Origin of the sequence: Bacteroides cellulolyticus (assembly GCF_025567135.1) — a bacterium.
Lineage (GTDB): Bacteria > Bacteroidota > Bacteroidia > Bacteroidales > Bacteroidaceae > Phocaeicola > Phocaeicola cellulolyticus.
Map to the genome: position 1 here is coordinate 106,535 of NZ_JAOQJJ010000001.1, position 25,715 is coordinate 132,249.

22 protein-coding genes are annotated in these 25,715 nt (G+C 40.7%); 10 read left to right on the forward strand and 12 right to left on the reverse strand.

Annotated features, from left to right (window positions below; all coding sequences use genetic code 11):
• Window positions 1-74: 74 nt before the first annotated feature.
• Window positions 75-638 (forward strand): DUF4890 domain-containing protein, encoded by a 564-nt coding sequence (locus OCV82_RS00465; protein ID WP_154042583.1) that lies wholly within the window; start codon window positions 75-77, stop codon window positions 636-638.
• Here OCV82_RS00465 and OCV82_RS00470 read toward each other — a convergent pair.
• Window positions 626-1,381 (reverse strand): arginase family protein, encoded by a 756-nt coding sequence (locus OCV82_RS00470; RefSeq protein ID WP_262542710.1) that lies wholly within the window; start codon window positions 1,379-1,381, stop codon window positions 626-628. The genes OCV82_RS00465 and OCV82_RS00470 overlap by 13 nt on opposite strands.
• Window positions 1,382-1,604: 223 nt before the next feature.
• Here OCV82_RS00470 and araJ point away from each other — a divergent pair, with 223 nt between their 5' ends.
• The 3 genes from araJ to OCV82_RS00485 all read left to right on the forward strand — a co-directional run bounded on the left by araJ (window position 1,605) and on the right by OCV82_RS00485 (window position 3,755).
• Window positions 1,605-2,756 (forward strand): MFS transporter AraJ, encoded by a 1,152-nt coding sequence (gene araJ, locus OCV82_RS00475; RefSeq protein ID WP_154042585.1) that lies wholly within the window; start codon window positions 1,605-1,607, stop codon window positions 2,754-2,756.
• Between the two features lie 134 nt (window positions 2,757-2,890).
• Window positions 2,891-3,223, forward strand: a complete 333-nt coding sequence (locus tag OCV82_RS00480; RefSeq protein WP_154042586.1) for a 6-pyruvoyl trahydropterin synthase family protein — start codon at window positions 2,891-2,893, stop codon at window positions 3,221-3,223.
• Window positions 3,210-3,755, forward strand: coding sequence for a 7-carboxy-7-deazaguanine synthase QueE (locus tag OCV82_RS00485; RefSeq protein ID WP_154042587.1), 546 nt, complete (start codon window positions 3,210-3,212; stop codon window positions 3,753-3,755). The genes OCV82_RS00480 and OCV82_RS00485 overlap by 14 nt, the downstream gene beginning before the upstream one ends.
• A gap of 106 nt (window positions 3,756-3,861) precedes the next feature.
• Here OCV82_RS00485 and OCV82_RS00490 read toward each other — a convergent pair whose 3' ends face one another.
• Window positions 3,862-5,112, reverse strand: coding sequence for a BACON domain-containing protein (locus OCV82_RS00490; protein WP_154042588.1), 1,251 nt, complete (start codon window positions 5,110-5,112; stop codon window positions 3,862-3,864).
• A gap of 250 nt (window positions 5,113-5,362) precedes the next feature.
• On the opposite strand from OCV82_RS00490, the gene OCV82_RS00495 reads away from it, so the two are divergent.
• Entirely contained in the window at window positions 5,363-6,250 is an 888-nt protein-coding gene (locus OCV82_RS00495) for a glucosaminidase domain-containing protein (RefSeq protein WP_154042589.1), read from the forward strand.
• Between the two features lie 80 nt (window positions 6,251-6,330).
• Here OCV82_RS00495 and rlmH read toward each other — a convergent pair whose 3' ends face one another.
• Window positions 6,331-6,804 carry a 23S rRNA (pseudouridine(1915)-N(3))-methyltransferase RlmH gene (gene rlmH / locus OCV82_RS00500; RefSeq protein ID WP_154042590.1) on the reverse strand — a complete coding sequence of 158 codons (474 nt, stop codon included), beginning with the start codon at window positions 6,802-6,804 and terminating at the stop codon, window positions 6,331-6,333.
• A 160-nt stretch (window positions 6,805-6,964) separates the two neighbouring features.
• Here rlmH and nadC point away from each other — a divergent pair, with 160 nt between their 5' ends.
• Window positions 6,965-7,819, forward strand: a complete 855-nt coding sequence (nadC, locus tag OCV82_RS00505; RefSeq protein WP_154042591.1) for a carboxylating nicotinate-nucleotide diphosphorylase — start codon at window positions 6,965-6,967, stop codon at window positions 7,817-7,819.
• A gap of 2 nt (window positions 7,820-7,821) precedes the next feature.
• Entirely contained in the window at window positions 7,822-8,430 is a 609-nt protein-coding gene (locus tag OCV82_RS00510) for a DUF4923 family protein (RefSeq protein WP_239467476.1), read from the forward strand.
• Between the two features lie 80 nt (window positions 8,431-8,510).
• On the opposite strand, the gene lgt is transcribed toward OCV82_RS00510, so the two are convergent.
• The 7 genes from lgt to dnaN are packed head-to-tail and all read right to left on the reverse strand — an operon-like array spanning window position 8,511 to window position 16,640.
• Window positions 8,511-9,344 carry a prolipoprotein diacylglyceryl transferase gene (lgt, locus tag OCV82_RS00515; RefSeq protein WP_154042593.1) on the reverse strand — a complete coding sequence of 278 codons (834 nt, stop codon included), beginning with the start codon at window positions 9,342-9,344 and terminating at the stop codon, window positions 8,511-8,513.
• A 12-nt stretch (window positions 9,345-9,356) separates the two neighbouring features.
• Window positions 9,357-11,057 carry a tetratricopeptide repeat protein gene (locus OCV82_RS00520; protein ID WP_154042594.1) on the reverse strand — a complete coding sequence of 567 codons (1,701 nt, stop codon included), beginning with the start codon at window positions 11,055-11,057 and terminating at the stop codon, window positions 9,357-9,359.
• A gap of 17 nt (window positions 11,058-11,074) precedes the next feature.
• Window positions 11,075-11,827, reverse strand: a complete 753-nt coding sequence (gene rlmB, locus OCV82_RS00525) for a 23S rRNA (guanosine(2251)-2'-O)-methyltransferase RlmB (protein ID WP_154042595.1) — start codon at window positions 11,825-11,827, stop codon at window positions 11,075-11,077.
• 35 nt (window positions 11,828-11,862) lie between these two features.
• Window positions 11,863-13,524, reverse strand: coding sequence for a DNA repair protein RecN (gene recN, locus OCV82_RS00530; RefSeq protein WP_154042596.1), 1,662 nt, complete (start codon window positions 13,522-13,524; stop codon window positions 11,863-11,865).
• 2 nt (window positions 13,525-13,526) lie between these two features.
• Window positions 13,527-14,717: a bifunctional phosphopantothenoylcysteine decarboxylase/phosphopantothenate--cysteine ligase CoaBC gene (coaBC, locus tag OCV82_RS00535; protein WP_154043056.1), complete on the reverse strand. Its 1,191-nt coding sequence runs from the start codon at window positions 14,715-14,717 to the stop codon at window positions 13,527-13,529.
• A 10-nt stretch (window positions 14,718-14,727) separates the two neighbouring features.
• Entirely contained in the window at window positions 14,728-15,504 is a 777-nt protein-coding gene (locus tag OCV82_RS00540; protein WP_154042597.1) for a 3'-5' exonuclease, read from the reverse strand.
• Between the two features lie 11 nt (window positions 15,505-15,515).
• Window positions 15,516-16,640: a DNA polymerase III subunit beta gene (dnaN, locus tag OCV82_RS00545; RefSeq protein WP_154042598.1), complete on the reverse strand. Its 1,125-nt coding sequence runs from the start codon at window positions 16,638-16,640 to the stop codon at window positions 15,516-15,518.
• 221 nt (window positions 16,641-16,861) lie between these two features.
• Here dnaN and OCV82_RS00550 point away from each other — a divergent pair, with 221 nt between their 5' ends.
• On the forward strand, window positions 16,862-17,248 hold the full coding sequence (locus OCV82_RS00550) for a DUF3127 domain-containing protein (RefSeq protein WP_154042599.1): 387 nt from the start codon (window positions 16,862-16,864) through the stop codon (window positions 17,246-17,248).
• Between the two features lie 177 nt (window positions 17,249-17,425).
• Here the strand turns inward: OCV82_RS00550 and rho are convergent, their stop codons facing one another.
• The gene (gene rho / locus OCV82_RS00555) at window positions 17,426-19,501 is read right to left on the reverse strand and encodes a transcription termination factor Rho (RefSeq protein ID WP_154042600.1); all 2,076 of its coding nucleotides are present in this window, start codon (window positions 19,499-19,501) and stop codon (window positions 17,426-17,428) included.
• A gap of 334 nt (window positions 19,502-19,835) precedes the next feature.
• Here rho and OCV82_RS00560 point away from each other — a divergent pair, with 334 nt between their 5' ends.
• A complete protein-coding gene (locus tag OCV82_RS00560) occupies window positions 19,836-20,213 on the forward strand; it encodes a RidA family protein (RefSeq protein ID WP_154042601.1) in 378 nt (125 codons plus the stop codon).
• A gap of 84 nt (window positions 20,214-20,297) precedes the next feature.
• Here OCV82_RS00560 and OCV82_RS00565 read toward each other — a convergent pair whose 3' ends face one another.
• Window positions 20,298-22,856 (reverse strand): ATP-dependent Clp protease ATP-binding subunit, encoded by a 2,559-nt coding sequence (locus OCV82_RS00565; protein WP_154042602.1) that lies wholly within the window; start codon window positions 22,854-22,856, stop codon window positions 20,298-20,300.
• A gap of 297 nt (window positions 22,857-23,153) precedes the next feature.
• Between OCV82_RS00565 and gyrA the strand changes: the two genes are divergently transcribed.
• Complete coding sequence (gene gyrA / locus OCV82_RS00570; RefSeq protein ID WP_154042603.1) at window positions 23,154-25,694, forward strand: DNA gyrase subunit A; 2,541 nt, start codon at window positions 23,154-23,156, stop codon at window positions 25,692-25,694.
• Window positions 25,695-25,715 lie beyond the last annotated feature (21 nt).

Genomic DNA, 25,715 nt, shown 5'->3' on the forward strand with positions numbered 1-25,715 from the left:
GGTGGATTAAGTTTTACTATTGCCAGGCGATTTCATATTTTTGTGAATAGAATAAAATTCAAAAAATATTCACTATGATAAAAAAGAAAATTTTGGCAATAGCATTTGCAATCATGCTGTCTGCATCATGGAATATTTCTGCTGCAGCCTCTGTTTATGATGAGCCGCAGAAAACTGAGCAGAAGAAAGAAATTCCTAATCCGGAGAAAGAGGCAAAGAAAAGAACTGATGAAATGGACAGGCTTTTGAGCCTTTCAGAGAAACAGTACAAAAAGATTTACAAACTTTATTTGAAGGAAGAAAAGGAGAAGGTTGAGAAAATGTTCAGTCGCAGTGGAGGACGGCCACCGATGAATGGTGGAAGACCTCCTATGGGTATGGGACAACCTCCTGTGGGCGGTGGATTTCCTCCTATGAGTGGTAATCATCCAGGCTTTGGAGAAGGCGGTCCGATGATGCCACCTGAGCATATCAAAGAAAAAATGGCTGAAGAGATGAGGAAACGTGAAGAAAAGATGCTTAAAAAGATACGTAAGATTCTTGACGATGAACAATATGAGAAATGGCTTGAGATGAAGCCTAAAGCTCCGGGAAAACCGCTTCCTGGTGCTGACAGACCTAAACCTCAGGATTTATAATCCTGCAGGTTTAGCTCAGCCAATTGTCGGTTTATATCGTTGTCTTTCTTTATGTTCTCATCGTGCATTCCCAGTATGGAATATTTACATTCACCACAGATGTCGATACCGATAATTCTGCCATGCTTGAGCAGTATTGACAGCAGGCGTTTAAGCTCTGTCATTGTTGCTTTTCCCTGATCCCAGTTCGTTACATCTTCCTCTGGATTGAGCACATCCTTGTCTATTGAAATGTATATAGGGAGATCAAAATGCATCTCGTAGAAACGTTGCCATGCATCATGGTCTTCCAGTTGCGATTCCTTGAATTCTATCAGTTTGTCCGTATATCTGCTGTCTATCTTTTTCAGAAGTTCGTCTGAAGTTCCTATCAGGATAACTTTTTTCAGATGTTTATTCGTATCGATAGATGATTTAACCCACGAGCCGCATGTCAGCAGTTCATCGAACAGGGAAGGTTGCATGTCAGGATGATGGTCGAACACTACGAGTATGAAATCTTCCCGAATTTTGTCTGTAAAAAACTTTGATATATAATGGTAATTCCCTGAGTCGATGAAATGAATTCCTTGCGGAGGCAGATCCTTTATCCGATTACATATTTCTTCGGATGCTTCATTGTCGCAAAAGCAGTTTGCCCCGGATATATCTGTGCAGTTTATCCATTTTATTTTTTCATCTTTATAGAATGACTCTTCTGTATATACATTCGAGAAATTTAATATTACAATATCGTGTTCCATATTCATTGATATTTTAATTGTAGCCTTTCTGCAAGTAAATTATTCTTTTATTCTTTGCTTTATCTCCAAAGGTACTGAAAAATCGGCTATGGTGTTCTTCTTTAAGAATAATTGTACAAAAAACAATTATAAAATGTTCTTATGTTTTAAAACATAAGATGTAACTTTGCAGCAGAATTTAAAATATAAGAATATTCATTGATAAATAGATAGAAATAAAATTATGAAGAAGAGTCTTATAGCACTGGCTTTCGGTACTTTGGCATTAGGAATGGCGGAGTTTGCCATGATGGGTATATTGCCGTATGTGGCTTCCGATTTTGGAATAAGCATATCCGAGGCAGGTCATCTTATTTCTGCCTATGCACTTGGTGTGTGCTTCGGTGCACCGGTATTGGTTCTTGCACGGAAGAAGTCACTCAAGCATTTGCTTATGGCATTGGTTTCGCTGATAATAGTTGGAAATCTTTGTGCATCTATGGCACCTAATTACTGGGTTATGATGATTGGGCGTTTCATCTCAGGTTTGCCTCATGGAGCTTATTTCGGAGTGGCTTCTATTGTGGCTTCCAAGCTTGCAGATAAAGGCAAAAGCTCGGAGGCAGTTTCCATAATGATAGCCGGAATGACTGTAGCCAATCTGTTCGGTGTACCGCTTGGTACATCATTGAGCCATCTTATCTCGTGGCGTTCCACATTCCTTTTTGTAGGTCTTTGGGGTATAATCGTTTTCTATTATATATGGCGATGGGTTCCGGTGGTAGAAGGCTTGCAGGATGTAGGTTTTAAGGGACAGTTCCGGTTTCTCCGTACTCCGGCTCCGTGGCTTATTCTAGGTGCTACAGCTCTGGGAAATGGCGGTGTGTTCTGCTGGTACAGCTATATCAGTCCGCTGCTGACTAATGTTTCCGGTTTCTCGGAAAGCAGTATGACGGCTTTGATGGTGCTTGCCGGCTTTGGTATGGTAGTGGGAAATCTCATAAGCGGACGAATGTCCGACCGTTATACACCTGGGCGGGTTCTGATGATTGCTCAAGGTGGTATATGTTTGATATTGCTTGCTATCTTCTTTTTATCACCTAATCCTTGGCTTTCAGTTTCGCTTATGTTTCTATGTACAGCCGGACTGTTTGCAGTATCCAGTCCGGAGCAATTGTTGATAATACGAGTGGCTCCGGGAGGAGAGATGCTTGGAGGTGCATGCATCCAGATAGCATTCAATTTTGGTAATGCCGTGGGAGCATACGCAGGAGGCCTTGCGGTGACTAACGGTTTCCAATATGCGGCTCTTGTAGGAGTGCCGTTTGCTATGGTAGGTTTCATACTGGCTGTGATATTCTACAAGCGGTATCAGGTGAGGTACGAGGTAAAGTGATAATATAAAATTACCAATGTACTAATCTGTTATAATAAAATTTCTTTGGATATTTTTTATCTTTGCGACGATAAAACTGCCGAGGTGACATTAAGCAGGAGCAAATTTGTATTAATCTAATTAACGTATCAACTATGTACACAGTAATTAAAAGGATGGAAATTTCAGCCTCACATTCGCTACAGCTGTCTTACCAGAGCAAATGCGAGAAGCTTCATGGTCACAACTGGATTATAACCGTTTATTGCCGCTCGAAAGAGCTTGACGAAAACGGTATGGTGGTAGATTTTACTCATATCAAGCAGGCTGTGGAAAAGCAGCTGGACCATAATAACTTGAATGACGTACTGTCTTTTAATCCTACGGCAGAAAATATTGCCTTCTGGGTTTGCAATCAGGTTCCACATTGTTTCAGGGTAGAAGTAAAAGAATCGGAAGGTAATACGGCTATCTATGAGAAAGATTAACGAAATTTTCTACAGCTTGCAGGGTGAAGGGTTTCATACGGGAACCCCTGCTGTGTTTGTCCGTTTCTCGGGATGCAATCTGAAGTGCAGCTTTTGCGATACGCATCATGAAGATGGCAGGATGATGTCGGATGATGAAATTATAGCGGAAGTATGCAAATATCCATGCCGGATGGTGATTCTTACTGGTGGAGAACCAGGACTTTGGATTGACGGCAAGCTGACTGCTGCCTTACATGCGGCAGGGAAATATGTTGCGATAGAAACTAATGGCACTTGTATTTTGCCGGAGGATATAGACTGGGTTACCTGTTCTCCTAAGGAGGGAGCCATACTTAAAGTATCACGTATTGATGAAGTGAAAGTGGTATATGTAGGTCAGGATGTGTATGAATATCTGAAACTGCCAGCAAGGCATTTCTTTCTGCAACCATGTTCAGGACAAAATACCAATGATGTAATATCCTACATAAAGGAACATCCACAGTGGCGATTAAGTCTTCAGACACATAAACTGATAGATATTCCATAATATATTATAAAAAAAAGAGGCATTCAAAATAGTGAAAAGTCCCGGCCTGAATACGAATATGAACGAATCGTATAAGGTCGGGACTAATTATATCTGATGATAATGGTTATTCTGAGTAACTTAGTACGAGCATTGTTTCAGAATAGTTAGGCTTGTTTACTTTATCAGGATGTTTGTATTTGATGACTGATATGCGTCCGTTTTCATCTTTCTCGTATGATATTTCTATTGCCTCATAACCGGATTCGGTCGCTCTTGATGCTTTTCCTTCACCATCTGAAATTTCTGTCTCATAGTAATAGTAGTATTTAGTTTGCAGATTTTTTGATTGTTTACCCATTTTCGTGATTATAGCTGTGTAATCAGGTTCAGGATATGAGCCGTCGCACATAAGCTGATTGAGGTCGAATATATCATTATTCAGTTCTTCTCCATATTCTGCTTTCATCCATGACTCTCCGGACTCATCATCCTTCATTTCTGAAAGATTGCCATCATTCCATATGAAGGTACTGTTTGATGGTCCGTCGTTGTTTCCGTCGTTATTCTTTTGGAAGAAATAGTAGGTTGCCAGATGACCTTCGCTGTCATATGTATATTCGTTTGTGACATCGGATGTGTGTTTGTCGTTAATATATATTTCCCCTAATGCAGAGACTACATATCCTTGCTCGTTTGTTTGAATATTCCAATTTTCCAGTCTTTTTGTATTGTTGGATGAGCTACCTTGATGTTCTGACTTTTCGTTTGATTCTATTTTAAGTGTCTTGGTATCGGGGTCGTACGAATAGTCTTGTTTGAATGTGTATGTGGAATAGTTTTCGTAGGAACCTTCTGATATAGTCTTTACTAATATTCCATCTTTGTATTGTAAGGAAGTTTCGTATAATTTTACTTTCTCGTTACTGTTATATTTTATTCCGTAAGCTGTTATTTGTGTTATCATAGCTTTGCCTTGATCGATATTTCCGTCTCCTTCGGTACTGCTGCTTTGCCTTACTGTGATAGTGATAGTTGTGTCTCCACAAGTAATTGTGATTGTGGCAGTACGATCCTCGCCGGTAGCATTTTTGCTCATCGTAATGTTGATTACCTGATTTTTACCTGCTTTTCCTGACTTAGGATTGATGTCAATCCAGCTTTCATCAGCACGGCTTGTTGTAGAGACAGATGCATTCCAGTCGTTTTGTGCCTCAAAGTGTATGGTTCCATTGCTTTCGCCGGAATTAAAAACTTGGTTAAGTTCTTCCGGGTTACTTACGGTAATGTTCGATGGAGTGTTTTCTCCATTCTCACAACTGCTTATCGCAATGCAAATCATAAGCAGATAAAAGATGCTTGTAATTAATTTTTTCATAAATGATAATATTATTGGTTTTTACAAAAATACTACTTTTACGATTGTGCAAACATCACGTAAAACAGTGATTTTTTGTTTTCACATAATGGAATTTTTGTTTTAATGGTCAATAATGAGATAATAACACAAATTTTTTTGGTGCTCTTTTATGTGCCAATTGATTTGCAGAAGTGAAAAACATTACTTCATTCACTATATAAATCACATTTTTTCCGTAAGTTTGTACCTGTTTTTCAAGATTAACGATATGAGAAAATATCTTACACTAATTTTAATATTCATTGCCGGGCTTTCTGTCACGGCGTCAGCACAAAAGAGAAATCAGGCTTACGAGGACTATATAAGGAAGTATAGGGGAATAGCCGTTGATGAAATGAAGAAGTATCATATTCCTGCAAGTATCACTCTGGCCCAGGGATTGCTTGAGTCTGGGGCGGGAAGGAGTACTCTGGCCAGGAAGTCCAACAATCATTTCGGTATAAAATGCGGCCGTTCGTGGGACGGGCGTACGGTGCGTCATGATGACGACCGTCGCAACGAGTGTTTCCGTGCTTACAGGCATGCCAAGGAATCGTATGAAGACCATTCGAAATTCCTGCGAACAGGAGCCAGATATGCTTTCCTTTTCAGATTGAAGATAACAGACTACAAAGGATGGGCGCGCGGATTGAAGAAAGCAGGATATGCAACAGATCCTAAGTATGCCGACAGACTGATTAATATAATTGAACTTTATGATCTTGACCAATACGATCGTAAGGGTGGACTGGAATGGGCTGAGAAGGTAACTAATCCTCATCAACCTTATCTGGCAAACGAAATGCTTTATATTATTGCACGCAGAGGTGATACATTTAAGTCATTGTCCGATGAATTTGATATCAGCAGTCGCAAGCTCCGCAAATATAATGAATTGCCTAAGGACTATACATTCCGTGGTGGTGAAGTTGTTTATCTGGAAGAGAAACGAAAGAAGGCTACTAAGGATCATATAGTATATGTAGTAAAATCTGGCGATTCCATGTATTCCATATCGCAGATGTTCGGTATAAAGCTGAAATATCTTTATAAGATGAACAAGATGGATGAAGATGCTCCTGCGCCTAAGGTGGGCGATATTCTCCGATTGAGATAAAATCTAGACATTAAAGAATAAATCCGCTTCTCTGAGAAAAAATGCAGGGAAGCGGATTTATTCTTTTTATTTGATATATGTTATTCGTGATGATATGGACCATTGTTCAGGATAGTCATAGCCCTGTATAGCTGTTCCACGAATATGAGGCGTATCATCTGATGAGAGAATGTCATTTTCGACAGAGAAATCTTTTCTTGAGCTGCTGCATATACCGATGGAGCAAATCCATAGGGACCACCTATGATGAATACCAGACGTTTGTTCACGGTATGCATTTTCTTCTCAACCCAGTCGGCAAACTCAATTGAGCGGAATTCTTTACCGTGTTCATCCAGCAGTACCACTACGTCGCCCGGCTGTATGGCTTTCAGAATCAGTTCACCTTCTTTCTCCTTTTGTTGCTCCATGCTAAGGCTCTTGGTGTTCTTCAGTTCGGGGATAACTTCCATGTCGAACGAAGTATAGTGTTTGGTTCTCTCCACATAGTCGTTTATGGCAGTGATGTAGTGTTTTTCCACTGTCTTGCCTACTACAAGTAATATAAATTTCATATTCGTTTTCTGTTTTTATAAATTACGGCTTTGCAAAGATACGAATAATCTATACCTTTTCATAAGATAGATGCGTCTCAGCAAAAAAAACAAGTAAACTTGTTTTTCTGCATTCTACTTTCATTATCTTTGCATTATAATTCAATAAATCTGTAACATTATGGACGAAAAAGTAGTAAAAGATCTGATAGATCGCCTTATAGACCTGTCTTTCGCTGAAGATATAGGTGATGGCGACCATACAACACTCTCATGTATCCCTGCTGATGCAATGGGTAAGTCAAAACTTCTTATAAAGGAAGAAGGTATCCTGGCAGGTATTGAAATAGCAAAGGAAGTGTTCAACCGTTTTGACCCTACAATGAAGGTTGAGGTTTTCATCAACGATGGAGCGCACGTTAAGCCGGGCGATGTTGCCATGGTAGTGGAAGGAAAAGTTCAGTCTTTGCTTCAGACAGAGCGTCTGATGCTGAACATCATGCAGCGTATGAGTGGTATTGCTACTATGACAAACAAGTATGTGAAACGTTTGGAAGGTACAAAGACCCGCGTACTTGATACAAGAAAGACAACTCCTGGTATGCGTATCCTTGAAAAGATGGCTGTGAAGATTGGTGGTGGTGTGAACCATCGTATAGGTTTGTTCGATATGATTCTGTTGAAAGACAATCATGTGGATTTTGCCGGAGGTATCGACAAGGCTATCAACCGTGCAAAAGAATATTGCAAGGCTAAAGGCAAGGACTTGAAGATTGAAATCGAGGTTCGTAACTTCGACGAGCTTCAGCAGGTTCTTGATCTTGGAGGTGTTGACCGCATTATGCTTGACAACTTCACTCCTGAGAATACACGCAAGGCTGTGGAAATGGTTGGCGGAAGATATGAAATCGAATCATCAGGCGGTATCACATTCGATACTCTTCGCGATTATGCTGAATGTGGAGTTGATTTTATTTCTGTTGGTGCCCTTACACACTCTGTAAAGGGACTCGATATGAGTTTTAAAGCATGCTGATTATGATTAGGAAAATAATTTTATTAAGTTTTATACTCGCTGCCGGTACGGGCGCTTCGGCACAAGACTGGAAGTCTGTTCTTGGAGGAGTGGTAAATAAGGTGGAAGAAACAGTTTCAAAGGTAAACGAAAGCGTTTCTATCGTTGGAACATGGAAATATACCGCTCCTGACTGTAAGTTTGAGAGTGATGATTTGCTGTCAAAGGCCGGAGGAGAACTTGCGGCAAAGAAAGTTGAGGAGCAGATGAGCAATTATCTGTCTAAACTCGGATTTAATGAAAATACTGTATATGTGTTCAATGCCGACAGTACATATACTTCTACAGTTGCTGGACGTTCTGTAAGCGGTACTTACAGCTACAACAAGGATACAAAAGAAGTTACATTGAAAACAAAAATCGGGTTAAAGATGACTGCCCAGGTTTCTACTTCACTCCTTAACGGAGGCTCAATGAGTTTGCTTTTCAAGGCAGACAAGCTGATGTCGCTGGCACAGACCGTTACCGGAGCTATTGCCGGAAAATCATCGAATGCTACTGTCAGTACGTTGAATACAGTGCTGTCTCAGTATGATGGATTATTGCTCGGATTTGAAATGAAGAAACAGTAATTTTTTTCTTTACGGATAAAATGAAAAGGGGCGAAATCGATTTGTTTCGGTTTCGCCCCTTTACTGTGTGTATATTAGTCTTATTTTACTTTCTCAATGGCGGTTTTCTTCAATCCTCTGATTATAAAGTAAAGCCCCAGAATTATAAACGGAATACTTAATACCTGTCCCATATCTATTGTCATGTTGTTTTCAAAATCCACTTGTCTTTCTTTTATGAATTCCACAAAGAAACGGAAAGTAAATATTGAGAATATACAGATGCCAAAGTATAGTCCGTCTTTATATGATTTTATCTTGCTCTGTATGTACCACATTATTCCGAAGATTATGAAGTAAGCAATCGCTTCGTATAGTTGTGCCGGATGTCTTGGCTGATTGTCCACCTGCTCGAAAATGAAACCGAACGGAAGTGAAGTAGGCATACCTATAATCTCGGAATTCATCAGATTGGCTATTCTGATAAAACCGGCTGCCAGTGGAGCTGCCATCGCTATTACATCAAGTATCTGCATATATGTTATTTTTGTTTTCTTGCAGAAAAGATATAAAGTGAACATAAGTCCTATGGTACCTCCGTGGCTCGCAAGACCGGCATATCCGGTGAACTTCCAACTTCCGTCAGGGAGGAATTTTATTGGGAGAACCATTTCCAGAAGATGGTCAGAGTAGTATGCGAAGTCGTAGAACAGACAGTGTCCCAGACGAGCTCCTATGAATATACCTAGAAATGAATAAACAAACAGTCTGTTATAATCATCTTCTGACCATTTTCTTTTGTTGAATATTTTGTGTACAACAATACTTGCAGAAACAATGGCGATAATCCAGAATACGCTGTACCATCTGAGACTGAATCCCCCAAGAGTGAATATTACCGGGTCAAGATTCCAGTTTATATACATTAGATTCATAATTGCAGTCTGTTATTTCGCATATTTCTTTATCAGGTCTTCTGCCACTGTATCGCCCAGTTCTTTTGCCTTATTCAGGTTTTCCAGTCCCTTTTTCTTGTCTTTACCTTTAACCTGACAGTAGCCGAGCATGCGGTAAGCGTCTGCATTTTTAGGCTCCAGCGAAACAGCTTTTTCTAATGCGGCGATAGCCTCGTCAGTCTGGTTAAGACGGATATGTACACTGCCTTTCTCTGTCCAATATCCGGCATTCGACGGCTCCAGTTCTACGGCTTTGTTGATGTCGTTTATTGCCTGCTGATACATGCGGCATTGCATTTCTGCCTGTTGGCGTATGACATAAAATTCGGCAGATACCTGTCCCAGCATTGCGTCATAGAATGAATTATAGTCCAATACGGCTTCGCGATACATCTTTGCATCCGATTTTATTCGGGCACGTTCAAAAAGGTATGGAGCGGCATCTTTTCCGTATGGTGTGTTGTAGTATGCTACAGCACTGTCCATCAGGGCTATGATTCCTTTTTTGTCGGCGTTTTCTACTAGTTCTCTAGCTTTAGCTGCTGAATAGAAAGTTGCGGCTGAGGCTAGGGGAGTCTTACATACATTTTCGTATGCAGTTGCCGCATTGTCATAGTCTTTCATTGCAAAATATATGTCTCCCTGAACCTGATAATACAACCCTTCGCCGGAAACGGACAAAGCCTGGTTTATTTCGTCGAGCGCTCTTTTTAAAGTCCAGTCTGCTTTTTCCAATTTTTTGGCGTTGCTTGCGTTGTAATTGTATATCAGTTTAGCTATGCTGTAATGTGCTTCAGCTTTATTTTCTGCTACATCTACAGTCTTTTTCAGGTTTTCCTCAACATTATTTATTAAGTCTTCGGAATTTTTGTCCATATAGTAAGTGGCGCGCCTCAGATATCCTTCCATATTGTTTGGATACATATTTATGAAGTCATTCAGTATGGAAAGATATTCTTCTGCTTCAAGCTGTGACGACATCATGTAAAGGAATACCAATGCCTGGGATTCGTCTTCGGGCAGACCTTTCTTAATTTTTATGGATTTCAGTGTCGCATCACTGCCTGAGAGGGCATTGATTGACAGACTTTTTGCAAAGTTAATTCCCAAAGCATAACTTTTCTGGTCTTCGCTGTCAGAATTTCTTTGAATCATACCTATCACTTCTCCGTTCTCGTTCATTACAGGACAACTGACATCTTTGGCTCCTGTACTCATTGACAGTGTATAATAGAAAGAATTATTTCCTATAGAGTCAACGTTTTGTATTGTACCTGAAATCCCGTTTATTGAGTTTTGTGTTGAGTAAGGCATTATATAGACCTTCTCGTTTTCCTTTCCTTGTGTGGTAGCAGGGATCAGTGACTCCTGTTTCTTTGGTGTTTCTGTCTTGAATCGTACCACGTCGTACATGTCGTTAGCTCCCAGAATCAGAGTAACAGGCAGTTCCTTTCCGTCTGATGTTACTACTACAGCTCTGTGGGCTCCTTTAAACAGACTATAGTCCGATACTCCTGTTCCTTCAGAATCGATATAAAAACCGTTTCCGGTATTTAATATTTTATTGTCTGCGTTGTATGTGATAACTGAGAAAACGGCTTTTCGTGCTTTCTTTGACCATTTAGGTAATTCCTGTGCCCATAAGCCACTTATACCCATGGCACATATTGTAATAAAAATTGTTTTCCTCATGATATTGTCCGGTATTATTATTCTTCAGTAGAGAAACCACGTTGTTTGATGGCTTCGTATATAAGGATTCCTGCTGCTACAGATACGTTGAGTGATTCTATTGTACCGAACAGAGGTATTTTAATCCATTCGTCGCAGAGAGCGAGATGTTCGTAAGGCACACCGGTGTCTTCTGCTCCCATTATTATACATGTAGGTTTTGTGTAGTCGCCTTTAGTGTAGTCATAATCACCTTTTTCTGTAGCAGCTACAATGCTGAAGCCACTGTCTTTCAGAAATTTTATGGTATTTGTGATGTTGCTTTCGCGACAAACAGGTATTGTGTGGAGTGCTCCCGCAGAGGTCTTGATGGCATCAGCATTTACGCTCACACTATTCTTTGACGGTATGATAATGGCATCCACACCGGCACATTCGCATGTACGTGCTATTGCACCGAAGTTACGTACATCTGTAAGTCCGTCAAGGAGTATTATCAGAGGATTTTTACCCTGCTCGAAAAGGAAAGGTACTATATCTTCCGTTTTCTGATATGTGATAGGAGAGATGAAAGCCACCACTCCCTGATGGTTTTTGCGTGTTATCTTGTTTATTCTTTCCACCGGTACTCTCTGTACTGGTATCTGTGTATCTTTCAATGCAGCAAAAAGCTCTTTCGACAAATCACTCTGGATGTCTTTCTTTACCAGAATTTTGTCAATTTCTTTTCCTGCCTGTATCGCTTCAATTACGGCTCTTACACCGAATATCATTTCATTTTTTTCAATCATATCTGTATGTCTAATTTTTTAAATTCAATAATGGATTAAAGTCCGAGCAAAGACCTGGCATTGTTTCTTGCAGCCTCTGTCATTGTAGAACCACTAAGCATATTTGCTATTTCGTCTATACGTTCCTCGTCTGTGAGGCGTATGATATGGCTGTTTGTTCCGGTTTCGGTGTCTTCCTTATATACTTTGTAGTGTGCATTGCCTCTGGCCGCTATCTGTGGCAGGTGTGTGATGCTCAGTACCTGTCTGTTCTGTCGTCCCATATCCTGCATTATCAGTGCCATTTTCTCTGCAATGGAACCTGATACACCTGTATCAATCTCATCGAAGATTATTGTCGGAAGTTTCACTGCTCCGGCTATCATGGCTTTCAGTGAAAGCATCACTCTGGCAATTTCACCGCCGGAAGCTATGGAAGCCACATTCTGCAATGTTCCGTTCTTGTTGGCAGAGAACAGGAAGTTCACTGCATCCAGACCGTTAATATCCGGCTCTTTTTTTCTGCATATCTCTACTGCAAATTTCACATTAGGCATTCCTAGCGGAATCAGCAGTGACTCCATCTGTGACTGGATTTTACCTGCGCTTTCCGTACGCAAGGCTGTCAGGACTTCTGCTTTACGTATTACACTGGCGTACAATTTTTTCTTTTTGTTTTCCAGTTCGGAAATACGTTCGTCAGATGATGTTATCATGTCGAGTTGTTGCCTGTAGTTCTCGGCTATCTCGATAAGTTCCGTATCAGTCTTTACATGATGTTTCTGCATCATCGAGTATATCATGTTGAGGCGGGAATTTACGAAGTCAAGTCTTGAAGGATTGAATTCTATTGCTTCCTGTGCGTCCTCCATGTCGTGCGAGATGTCTTTTATCTCAATGTAGCAGCTTTCAAGTCTTTCTTTCCATTCATTGGCTTTTGCAAACACTTTGCAAAACGTTTGCAAAGTGTTAATACTGTCCTTGATAAGCGTTACGCATCCTCCTTCGTCGCTGCCTATATTTTGAGCCGAGCGGTAAAGTCCTGCCTTTATGTCTTCTGCATGGGTCAGGGTTTCTGCTTCCTGCTCAAGCTCGGCTACTTCGCCTTCTTTCAGTTCCGCTTCATCAAGCTGCTGGAGTTGGAATCGGATATAGTCTTCTTCTTTTCTTGTCTCCTCGGCTTGTCTGATACATTCATCCAGTTCGCGGCTTACTTTCCTGTATTCATTGTATTCGTTCTGATAGTCAGTCAGTTCTTTGATGTCCTGAGCTAGAATATCCAGAATATTCAGCTGAAAGCCTTCCTTGTTTATTAATAGGTTCTGGTGCTGGCTGTGTACGTCAATCAGCTTCTCTCCAAGCACTTTCATCTGCGACAACGATGCAGGAGTATCATTTATGAAAGCCCTGCTTTTCCCGTTTATGTTTACTTCGCGGCGGATTATACATTCTTCGCTGTCGTATTCAATGTCGTTTGCCTTGAAGAACTCTTCCATACCGTATGATGCTATGCTGAATTTCGCTTCCACGATACATTTCGTGGCCCCGTTGCGTATAGCCTTTACGTCTGCCCTTTGTCCTAACAGAAGGCCGATTGCACCAAGAATGATTGATTTTCCGGCTCCCGTTTCTCCGGTGATAACGGAAAATCCGGGTTCGAAAGTTATATCAAGTTTATCAATAAGTGCGTAGTTCTGGATGAATATAGACTGTAGCATGATTATAATATTTCTGCCAAATGGTTAATTATGTCTGTAGCCACTTCTTTCTTATTTTTTAGCGGGAATTCGATTACGTTCTCCTTGTCGATGATGGTAATCTTGTTTGTATCATGTCTGAAACCAGCTCCCTTGTCGTTCAGTGAGTTAAGAACGATGAAGTCAAGATTTTTTCTTTCCAGCTTGCTTTTGGCATGTTCCATTTCATCGTTTGTTTCAAGTGCAAATCCCACCATTACCTGATTGTCTTTCTTTATTTTTCCCAGTGCAGCAGCTATGTCCTGCGTAGGTTTCAGCTTAATTATCAGGTCGTCTTTTTCGCGCTTTATTTTTTGTTCAGCCTTTGTTTCAGGAGTGAAGTCAGCTACTGCCGCACACAGTATTGCTGCATCGCTTGAACCGAACTCCTTTGTAGCTGCCTGATACATTTCATCTGCACTCTCTACACTGATTGTTCTGATGTTAGGATGCTTTGCCGTAATGCTTACAGGTCCGCTGATAAGGGTAACTTCGGCTCCTCTTTCCGCACAGCATTCAGCCAGGGCGTAACCCATTTTGCCTGAAGAGTAGTTACCGATAAATCTTACAGGGTCAATCTTTTCGTAAGTAGGACCGGCGGTAATCATCACCTTCTTTCCGGCTAGATCTGACTTTTTTGCGAAGAAATCCTCCAGTACGGCAACGATGTTTTCCGGTTCTTCCATTCTTCCTTTGCCTACAAGATGGCTTGCCAGTTCACCTTCGCCCGGTTCGATGATAATGTTTCCGTATGACCTCAGTGTGTCAAGATTTTTTTGTGTTGACGGGTGTGCAAACATATCAAGATCCATTGCCGGTGCCACGAATACCGGTGCTTTCATCGACAGGTATGTGGTGATAAGCATATTGTCGGCAATGCCGTTTGCCATTTTCCCTATAGTAGATGCAGTGGCAGGAGCTATCAGCATTGCGTCTGCCCACAGTCCGAGGTCAACGTGGCTGTGCCATGTTCCATCCCTGCGAGCAAAGAACTCGCTAATGACTGGTTTGCTTGTTATGGTGGACAGTGTAAGTGATGTGATAAACTCTTTCCCTGCAGGAGTTATAACGATTTGTACTTCGGCACCCTTCTTTATCAAGGCTCTGGCAAGTACTGCTGCCTTATATGCGGCAATACTTCCAGTGATGCCAAGTACTATTTTTTTACCTTTCATCATAAATGTTTCATTTTAACATTCCGGTTTCTCTCAGTCTGATTTTTGTAAGCACATTCTTTGTGTTCAGCGCGAAATCACCGTTCATAATCCATCCGTAATATCCGATGTCTTTCTTCATTACTTCGGCTACCGGCATGCCTTTATATTTACCGAAATTGAATACTTCCACTCCGTTGTCATCATATACTATTCTTCCTGCAAAATCTACGTTTTTCGAATAGCTTGAATATTCCGACAGGAAGTTGATATCATTCTGAAGAGTGTCCTGATACATATCCAACTGAGCTTTAAGAACTTCGTAAGTGGCTCTTGTGTCCGCTTCAGCAGTGTGGGCGTCTTCAAGGTTCTTTCCGCAATAGAACTTGTATGCGGCCGACAGGGTGCGCTGTTCCAACTTGTGGTAGATTACCTGTACATCTACAAATTTTCTCTTTGTAAGATCAAGATCGATGCCGGCTCTGAGGAATTCCTCTACGAGAACAGGAACATCAAATCTGTTGGAATTGAATCCTGCTATATCCGCACCTTCGAAGTCTTTTGCTATGTTGGTAGCCACTTCCTTGAAAGTAGGGCAGTCTGCCACATCCTCGTCTGTTATGCCGTGGATGGCAGTCGATGCTTCCGGAATATGCATTTCCGGATTTATTCTCATTGTCTTGCTTTCTTCGTTTCCGTTTGGATATACTTTCAGATAGCAGATCTCCACTATTCTGTCGCTTGTTATATTGGTTCCTGTAGTTTCCAGGTCGAAGAAAACTATAGGGTTTTTAAGATTAAGTTTCATTATGGGAAAAATTAGTCGTTAAGCATCATAGGCATGAGCAGCATAAGCAGGTCTTCGTTTTCTTCCTGTTCTTCAGGAACTATAAGTCCGGCTCTTGATGGATCAGCCAATTCGATAATTACATTCTGCGATGAGATATTATTCAGAATATCAATCAGGAAAGACGATTTGAAACCTATGCTCATGTCTTTTCCGTCGTACTGGCATGTAAGAGTTTCTTCTGCAGAAGTAGAGAAGTCGATATCCTGAGCAGAAATAGTCATGCTGTTTTCTTTCAGACTGAGTTTAATCAAGCTGCTTGCCTGAGAAGAGAATACTGACACACGTTTAAGTGCGCTTATGAAGATAGCACGGTCAACTATTGCCTTGTGAGGATTGTTCTGTGGAATAACAGAATTGTAGTTAGGATAACGTCCTTCGATGAGACGGCAAGTCATCTGATAGTTCTCCATTGTGAACATTGCGTTCTTGTCGTCGAAGCAAATCTGTACATCGCCCTGTTCCTTAGGAAGTATGTTCTTGAGTATGTTCGACGGCTTTTTAGGAAGAATGAAGGCAGCTTTTTCATTGCCTGTAGAAGAGAATGATTTATTACGTACCAGTTTATGACCGTCTGATGAAACCAAAGTTACGTCCTGCTGGCTAATATCGAAATATATACCGTTCATCACAGGTCTCAACTCATCGTCGGCAGTAGCGAAGATACATCTGTTGATTCCTGTAAGCATAACATCGGCAGCCATTGTCAGATTGACAACTTCACTTCCCATCTGTTTTGGCAATGGATATTCGTCGCCGTTCTGTGCCATCATGTTGTATTTACCGTTAGGGTATTTTACGGTAATTTCCATTGTGTCTGTATTTATATTGAAATTCAATGGCTGTTCAGGATTTTCCTTTAAGGCTTCAAGAATTGTTTTTGATGAGATGGCAAATTTGCCTTCGCCTTCGTATTCGCTGACTTCAATGCTTGTTGACAGTGTAGTCTCGCTGTCCGAAGCTGTCATTGTTATGGTTCCATCGTTTAGTTCTATCAGGATACAGTCCAGAATAGGAAGAGAGTTTTTTGAATTGATAACACGGCTGATAGCCTGTAAATGGCTGAATAATGTTGTGCTTGAAACTAAAAATCTCATGATTGATGTTATATTTAATTGTTTTTTAATTATTATTTCTGCTTAAATTTCTTTACAGGAAAACGATAAATAATCGAATGCCAAAGTTACAAAAAAAGATTATTTGACTAAAGCAATTGCCTGATAAAAATGCTTTCGTCCGGAGAAAAAATATTGTAAAAAATTAGTTCACTTCTAGGGAAAAGAGTAATTTCGTGACCAAAATCAAATAGAAAATTATTATGGAAATAACAGGAAAAATTATTGCTGTTCTTGAACCGCGCGGTGGAGTGTCAAAAACAGGCAATCCTTGGAAAGTTCAGGAGTATGTTTTGGAAACTAACGAGCAGTATCCTCGTAAGATGTGTTTTGATGTGTTTGGTGAAGATAAAATCCAGCAGTTCAACATACAGGCAGGTGAAGAACTTACAGTTTCGTTCGATATAGATGCCCGCGAATGGCAGGGCAGATGGTTTAACAGTATCAGAGCATGGAAAGTGGAAAGACCATCCCAGAATGCGGGTATGCAGCCACTGCCTGCTGATTATTCTTTCCCTCCGGTATCATCGGCTCCGGTGCCTCCAGCTGACTTCTCGGCAACTGACGAAAAGGACGATCTGCCTTTCTGATATTTGGAAATAAAAAGAAGCAATTTCATTAGGAAGTTGTAAGAAGTTATTGCAATTGCTTTAGTTCTTTTTTCTAACTTCTTTACTTTCTTCTTTCATGAAAAAATAAAAACAGCCATATCGCATTTCTTTTTGAAACATTGCGATATGGCTGTTTTCTTTTTTTGTATTTTGTGATTATGAATTCATGCTGAGCAGGAATTCTTCGTTGTCTTTAGTTTTTTCAAGTCTGTCTTTTACGAAGTCCATTGCTTCAACAGGGTTCATGTCTGACAGGTATTTGCGCAGAATCCACATTCTGTCAAGAGTTGTCTTGTCAAGCAGCAGGTCGTCGCGGCGTGTACTTGATGCCACAATGTTTACTGCAGGGAATATACGCTTGTTGCTGAGGTTTCTGTCAAGCTGCAATTCCATGTTACCTGTACCCTTGAATTCTTCGAAGATAACTTCATCCATCTTGGAACCTGTATCAATAAGGGCAGTTGCAATGATTGTGAGCGAACCGCCACCTTCGATGTTACGTGCTGCTCCGAAGAAGCGTTTTGGCTTGTGGAGTGCGTTTGCATCCACACCGCCCGACAATACCTTGCCTGATGCCGGAGATACAGTGTTGTATGCACGTGCAAGACGTGTGATAGAGTCGAGGAATATCACTACGTCGTGGCCGCTTTCAACCATACGTTTAGCTTTTTCCAGTACTATACCTGCAATCTTTACATGGCGTTCTGCCGGTTCGTCGAAAGTAGAGGCAATCACTTCGGCTTTAACGCTGCGTGCCATGTCTGTAACTTCTTCAGGACGTTCGTCGATAAGAAGCATTATCATATATACTTCAGGATGATTTTCTGCAATGGCATTTGCTATATCCTTCATTAGGATAGTCTTACCTGTCTTAGGCTGTGCCACGATAAGTGCACGCTGACCTTTTCCGATAGGGGAGAACATGTCAACTACACGTGCCGACAGATTATCATTATATCCCTTGCAGAGTTTGAACTTTTCGTCAGGGAACAATGGTGTCAGATGGTCGAAAGGAATACGGTCGCGCACCAGTGCAGGATCGGCACCGTTTATCTTGTTTACCTTTACTAGCGGGAAGTATTTTTCACCTTCTTTGGCCGGGCGGATTGTTCCTTCTACAACGTCACCTGTTTTAAGACTGAATGTCTTGATTTGTGACTGTGATACATAAATATCATCCGGTGAAGAAAGGTAGTTGTAGTCCGAAGAACGTAAGAACCCATATCCGTCGGGCATTATTTCGAGAACACCCGAACCTGTTATAATATCTTCAAAATCGTATATTTTTTCTACAGGTTTTGCAGGTTGCTGCTGTTCCTGTTCCTGTGCTGCAGGAGCGTTGTTTTCAGACTCTGGCTGTACGGCTCCTGGAGTAGGCAGCTTTATTTGTTGAACAGCAGGAAGTTGTGCGTTCTGTTGTGCGCTTTCAGATTGTGCTGCGTCATTCTGCTGTTTGTTCTGCTGCTTGTTGTTCTGTTGTGGTTTATTGTTCTGAGCCTTGTTTGGCTGCTGTTTCTTGTTGTTCTTTTTCTGTTTCTGCTGGAACTTGTTTTCCTGCTGCGGAATAACAGGTGGTTCAACCTTTGTGGCTTCGAATTTGCCAAGCAGTTCTGTAGGGATTTCAAATTTCTCAGAAGGTAAATCTTCTATTGGAATAAAATCATCGCCGCTGTTAAGGTCGAGTGGAGGAAGTTCCATGTCATCGTCCATAAATACAGGAACCGGTATCTCTTTCTCGGCTGTTTTCTCAGCTTTGTTTTCGTTTGTTTCTTTTGTATCGGCTTGATTGTTGGAAGAAGCATCTTTTGTGTTTTTGTTCTTTGAACCAGGTTTTCTGCCTCGTTTTGCTTTTGGCTTTTCCTGTTCGTTTTCAGATGCTGGTGTAATGTTTTCGCTTGTATTGTTTTGTGGAACTTCTGTGTTCTCTTTTGAAATTGCTTTTGTCTGTATTGCAGGCGAATCAGCTTCCAGTTTTAAAGCTTTGTCTTTAGTGGCTGTATAAACTTTGCTGCCTTCTTTCTTTACGCTGATTCTAGCTCTTTTTTTTGTTTGCCCATCGCCAGTCTTCTCTGCATTTGCTTTTTGTGAAGCACTTTTTATGGCCTGTTCGTCAAGAATTTTGTAAACAAGCTCCTCTTTTTTTAATGTGCTGGTTTTCTTTAGACCCAACTCTTTGGCTATCTGTTGCAATTCGGACAGGTCTTTTTCATTTAATTGTATGATATTATACATAAGTGTGTGTATAAATTGTTATATTATAGTAATATTTATATTCAAAAAACAATATACTTATTACGAATATACATATATGAAGAGATGTATATACCTAACAAGAGTATAATTCAAAATAAATGTACTACGTTAAAATGATAAATTGATTTTGATTAGGAAATTGTGTTGCATTTGTCGTGAAGTATTGACGACATAGCTTTTGTCGAGTACAAAAATACTACTTTTTATTGTGTTTACAAAGTTTTTGTATGTTTTTTGTTTGATTGGTACATGAAAATCGGAATTTTGTTCTAATTTAGCAGACCGAAAATTGAAAATTAAATTTTATACATTTATGAAGAAAGTTATTTTTACAGAAAAGGCACCTGCAGCAATTGGCCCATACAGTCAGGCAATAGAAGCTAACGGCATGGTTTTTATGTCAGGTCAGATTCCGGTAAATCCTGCAACCGGTGTTTTCGTTGAAGGTGGAATAGTAGAACAGACAACTCAGGTATTTGAGAATATTAAGAATGTTTTGGCCGAGGCCGGACTTACTACAGCTAATGTAGTCAAGACTACTGTCTTTTTGGCAGACATGTCTATGTTTGCAGAAATGAATGCTGTATATGCAAAATATTTTGACGGCGCATTTCCGGCACGTTCGGCAGTTGCTGTAAAAGAATTGCCAAAAGGTGCTTTGGTTGAGATTGAATGTATAGCTGTGAGATAAAAGCGATATTCGTCAAATTGAAAAAGCCTTGTCATTCAGTTTGGAACGACAAGGCTTTTTGATTAAAATGACAGTTCATTCTTTTTATTCTGCCATTTTTATTATAATTTCATTATCTCCTTCTGCCGAGATAATGATTCCTGCTCCGCTTTCCGGTTCATTATTCATTAAGAATTCTGCAAGTTTGTCTTCGATATTGTTCTGAATGGCTCTTTTGATAGGGCGGGCTCCATAATTGATGTCTTCGCCTTTTTGTGCGATGATGTTCTTGGCCTCATCCGTGATGGAAATGGAGTATCCCATTCTTTCCACTCTCTTGAAAAGTTCTTTCAATTCAATATCAGTTATTTTTATCAAATCATTCCTGTCTAATTGTTTGAACGGGATGATATCGTCAAGACGATTGATGAATTCCGGCGCAAAAGTCTTTTCCAGCGCTTTTTTGATTATAGCGTTGGAATATTCTTCGTTGTCGTTATGGCTTATAGCGTTAAAGCCTATTCCTTTTCCGAAATCCTTTAGCTGACGGCTGCCTACGTTTGATGTCATTATAATGACAGTGTTTTTAAAATCCACGGTTCTTCCTGTGTTGTCCGTAAGCCTTCCTTCATCCATTATCTGCAAAAGGAAATTGAATACATCGTGGTGAGCTTTCTCTATTTCGTCAAGGAGCACTATTGAATATGGTTTTCTTCTTACTTTTTCTGTAAGCTGTCCGCCTTCATCGTATCCTATATATCCCGGAGGCGCTCCGACCATTCTTGAAACGGCGTATTTCTCCATATATTCGCTCATGTCAATTCTTATTATAGAATCCTTTGAACCGAATAATTCCTCTGCGAGTATTTTTGCCAGATATGTCTTTCCGACTCCAGTAGGACCTGTAAATAGGAATGTGCCTATAGGCTTGTTCGGGTCTTTCAGTCCTACACGGCTTCTTTTGATGGCTTTTACAAGCTTTTCTACGGCTTCATTCTGTCCGATTACTTTTGTCATGAGCACATCTTGCATAGCGCGCAACTTGTTGGCTTCCGACGACTCAACTTTTTTAAGAGGAATTCCTGACATTAGTGAAATTATTTCCTCGATATGGCTTTTATCTACGATTTCGCGATTCTCCTTGAGCTTGTCGGTCCATTCCTTTTTCATTCTTTCCAGTTCGGTCTGAAGCATTTTCTCCTTGTCACGAAGTCCTGCCGCCATTTCAAAGTTCTGTAGTTTGATGGCCTCGTTCTTGTGTTCCTTGGTTTCTTCTATCAGTCTTTCCTGTTCTTCTATTTCTTTAGGAACGCATACGTTCATAAGATGAATCCTTGAACCGGCTTCGTCTATTGCGTCAATTGCCTTGTCGGGGAAGAACCTGTCTGAAATATACCTGTCGGTAAGTTCTACGCATGCTCTTATTGCCTCATCCGTATATGTTACATTATGAAAATCCTCATATTGTTCTTTGATATTCATGAGGATTTGCAATGTCTCTTCTTTTGTGGTAGGCTCGACAGTGACTTTCTGGAATCTTCTTTCAAGTGCACCGTCTTTTTCTATCGATTTTCTGTATTCATCAAGTGTGGTCGCGCCTATACATTGCATTTCGCCTCTTGCCAATGAAGGTTTCAGTATGTTTGCGGCATCCATTGATCCTGCGGCTGAACCTGCACCGATAATGGTGTGAATTTCATCGATGAATAATATTACGTTCGGATTGTTCTTGGCCTCCTTTATTACTCCTATTATTCTTTCCTCGAACTCGCCTCTGTATTTTGTTCCTGCCACAAGCGATGTGAGGTCAAGGTTTATGATTGTCTTGTCGAAAAGTGTTCTCGGAACTTTCTTTTCAACTATTCTTGAAGCCAATCCTTCTACTATGGCTGACTTTCCGACTCCGGGCTCACCTATCAGCACAGGGTTGTTCTTCTTTCTTCTGCAAAGAATCTGGGCTACGCGCTCTATCTCTTTTTCGCGTCCCACAACCTTGTCAAGCTTGCCTTCTGCTGCGGCTTTTGTCAAGTCGGTGCCATATTTGTTCAGCAATACAAGATTCTTGTCTCCGTTGTCTGGCTTACCCTTTTTTGTCTGCGATGTGTAGTCGTTGCCTGAATGAGGGAATGAATCGTTGCTGCCGAATCTGTTTCCGTCTCTTCTCTCAATTCCGTCATCTTCTTCGCTTTCATCAAAATTTAAGCCGGATGTAGGGACAGGAGTTGTTGTATCCGATATTCTTCCTTTGATTTTTTCGTATGTTATATTGTTTTGTTTCAATATTTGTGCTGCATTGTTCTTCTCTTCTTTCATAATACCTAATAATATATGTTCTGAACCCATTGAATCTTTGTCCTCTAGTTTGGACTCCAGAAAGCATAGCCTTAAAACTCTGGTGGATTGCTCGTCAAAGTTCAAGTCTTTTAATTCCGTTTTGGGTAGGTTGATATTGTCATTGACCAGTCTTTCTTCCAGCTCTTTTCTGATTTTCTTTAAATCAGCATACAAGCTGCATATTATTTTTGCTGCGTTGCTTTCTTCATTTCTTATTATTCCTAATAAAATATGTTCAGGCTTTATGCATGCGGCATCAGTTCTCGCAGCTTCTTCTTTGCTGTATTTTATAACATCTGTAGCTTCTTTAGTGTATGATTTTCCGTTCATCTTATTGCTAGTTTTCACCTTAAATGTTTGATTGTATGGCTAGTTTATTGGTGCCTGTGTCTGCTTATAGCCCTCAAATCTTTATAGTTCCGGCAAATATATTTGTTTTTTATTCTTACAACAAATTATGTGCCATTTTTCTTGTTCTGAATAATTGTCTTGTTTTGTCAGTAATTGAGTAAAAATGTTTAATATGGTACATATTTTTTCATAAAAAGTTTCGTATATCGTCTAAAAGTAGTACTTTAGCATGGTTTTTCGTAAACCGAAAGAGATGTATAATTAATATTTGTTTAAATGCAAGAACAAGACAGAATTATAAAAATTAACATCGAAGAGGAAATGAAGTCGTCGTACATCGATTACTCAATGTCTGTAATCGTGGCGCGCGCCCTCCCTGATGTAAGAGATGGTTTCAAACCTGTACATCGCCGTATTCTCTACGGAATGATGGAACTGGGAAATACTTCGGACAAACCTTATAAGAAATCTGCCAGAATAGTTGGTGAGGTACTTGGTAAATACCATCCTCATGGCGACTCTTCAGTGTATGGTGCATTGGTACGTATGGCACAGGATTGGGCTATGCGATATCCTTTGGTTGACGGACAGGGTAACTTCGGATCTGTCGATGGTGACAGCCCTGCAGCAATGCGTTATACTGAGGCCAGACTGAAGAAGATAGGCGAGGAGATGATGCAGGATTTGTACAAGGAGACTGTAGATTTCCAGAACAACTTCGATGACACTCTTCAGGAACCTACCGTTATGCCTACACGCATTCCGAACTTGCTCGTGAACGGTGCTTCAGGTATTGCCGTAGGTATGGCAACTAATATGCCGACACACAATCTGGCCGAGGTTATTGACGGCTGTGTGGCATATATCGACAATAATGATATAGATGTCGATGGACTGATGCAATATATCAAGGCTCCTGATTTCCCTACAGGCGGATATATATATGGTGTAAGTGGAGTAAGAGATGCTTATCAGACAGGTCGCGGACGTGTGGTTATGCGTGCGAAGACCGAAATCGAAACTCACACCAATCATGACAAGATTATCGTAAACGAAATCCCTTATAACGTAAACAAGAAAGAACTTATCGAGCATATCGCTTCGCTTGTAAACGAGAAGAAGATTGAAGGTATCTCATACGTGAACGATGAGTCCGACCGTGAAGGTATGCGTATCGTTATAGACGTGAAGCGTGATGCCAATGCAAGTGTCGTTCTGAACAAACTGTTCAAGATGACTGCTTTGCAGACTTCTTTCGGTGTGAACAACATCGCTTTGGTTAAGGGACGTCCTCGTCTGCTCAATCTTAAGGATCTGATCAGACTGTTCGTTGAACACAGACACGAGGTGGTTATCCGCCGTACACAGTACGACTTGCGTAAGGCTCAGGAACGTGCACACATTCTTGAAGGACTTATCATCGCTTCGGACAATATCGACGAGGTAATCAGAATCATACGTGCTGCAAAAACTCCTAACGAGGCTGTAACTAACCTGATGGCTCGTTTCGAACTTAGCGAAATCCAGGCACGTGCTATAGTAGAAATGCGTCTGCGTCAGCTGACCGGACTTTTGCAGGAACAGCTTCATGCGGAATATGAAGAGATAATGAAGCAGATTGCTTATTATCAGGAAATCCTTTCAAACGATGAACTCTGTATGAAAGTCATCAAGGACGAACTGATAGAAGTTAAGGAAAAGTACGGTGACAAGCGTCGTTCGGAAATAGTTTATGCTTCGGAAGAATTCAATCCGGAAGATTTCTATGCTGACGAACAGATGGTAATCACTATATCTCATCTGGGATATATCAAACGTACTCCATTGGCTGATTTCCATGCTCAGAACAGAGGCGGTGTAGGCTCTAAGGGTAGTGAAACACGCGATGAGGACTTCATCGAACATATCTATCCGGCTACAATGCACAATACTATGCTGTTCTTTACACAGAAAGGTAAGTGCTACTGGCTGAAGGTTTATGAAATTCCTGAAGGAAACAAGACATCAAAGGGACGTGCAATACAGAATCTTTTGAATATAGATGCCGATGATGCCGTAACAGCTTACTTGCGTGTCAAGAACCTTAATGACAAGGAATTCATCAACAGTCATTACGTATTGTTCTGCACTAAGCAGGGTGTAATAAAGAAAACACTCCTTGAACAGTATTCACGTCCACGTCAGAATGGTGTGAACGCTATTACTATCCGCGAAGACGACAGAGTGATAGAAGTTCGTATGACTAACGGTAATAATGAAATTGTTATAGCAAACCGTAACGGACGTGCCATACGTTTCCACGAAAGTGCCGTACGCGAAATGGGACGTACTGCTACCGGTGTACGTGGTATTACTCTTGACGAAGACGGACAGGATGAAGTTATAGGAATGATTTGCATTAAGGATCCTGAAAAGGAAACTATAATGGTGGTTTCTGAAAACGGTTATGGTAAACGTTCTGACATCGAGGACTACCGCAAGACAAACCGTGGCGGTAAAGGTGTCAAGACATTGAACATTACCGATAAGACAGGCTCACTTGTTGCAATCAAATCTGTGACTGACGAAAATGACCTGATGATTATAAACAAGTCGGGTATAACAATCCGTGTGAAGGTTTCTGATTTCCGTATTATGGGACGTGCTACTCAGGGTGTAAAACTTATAGACCTTGAAAAACGTAATGACAGTATCGGTTCTGTATGTAAGGTTACATCTCAGGCTGAGGAAGAGGCTGTCGAGGGTAGTGCTTCACAGGAAGGTGAAATGGATAATAATACAAATGAACCCCAAGAAGATAATAATCAAAACAATTGACTTACTAAAATTTAAAACATT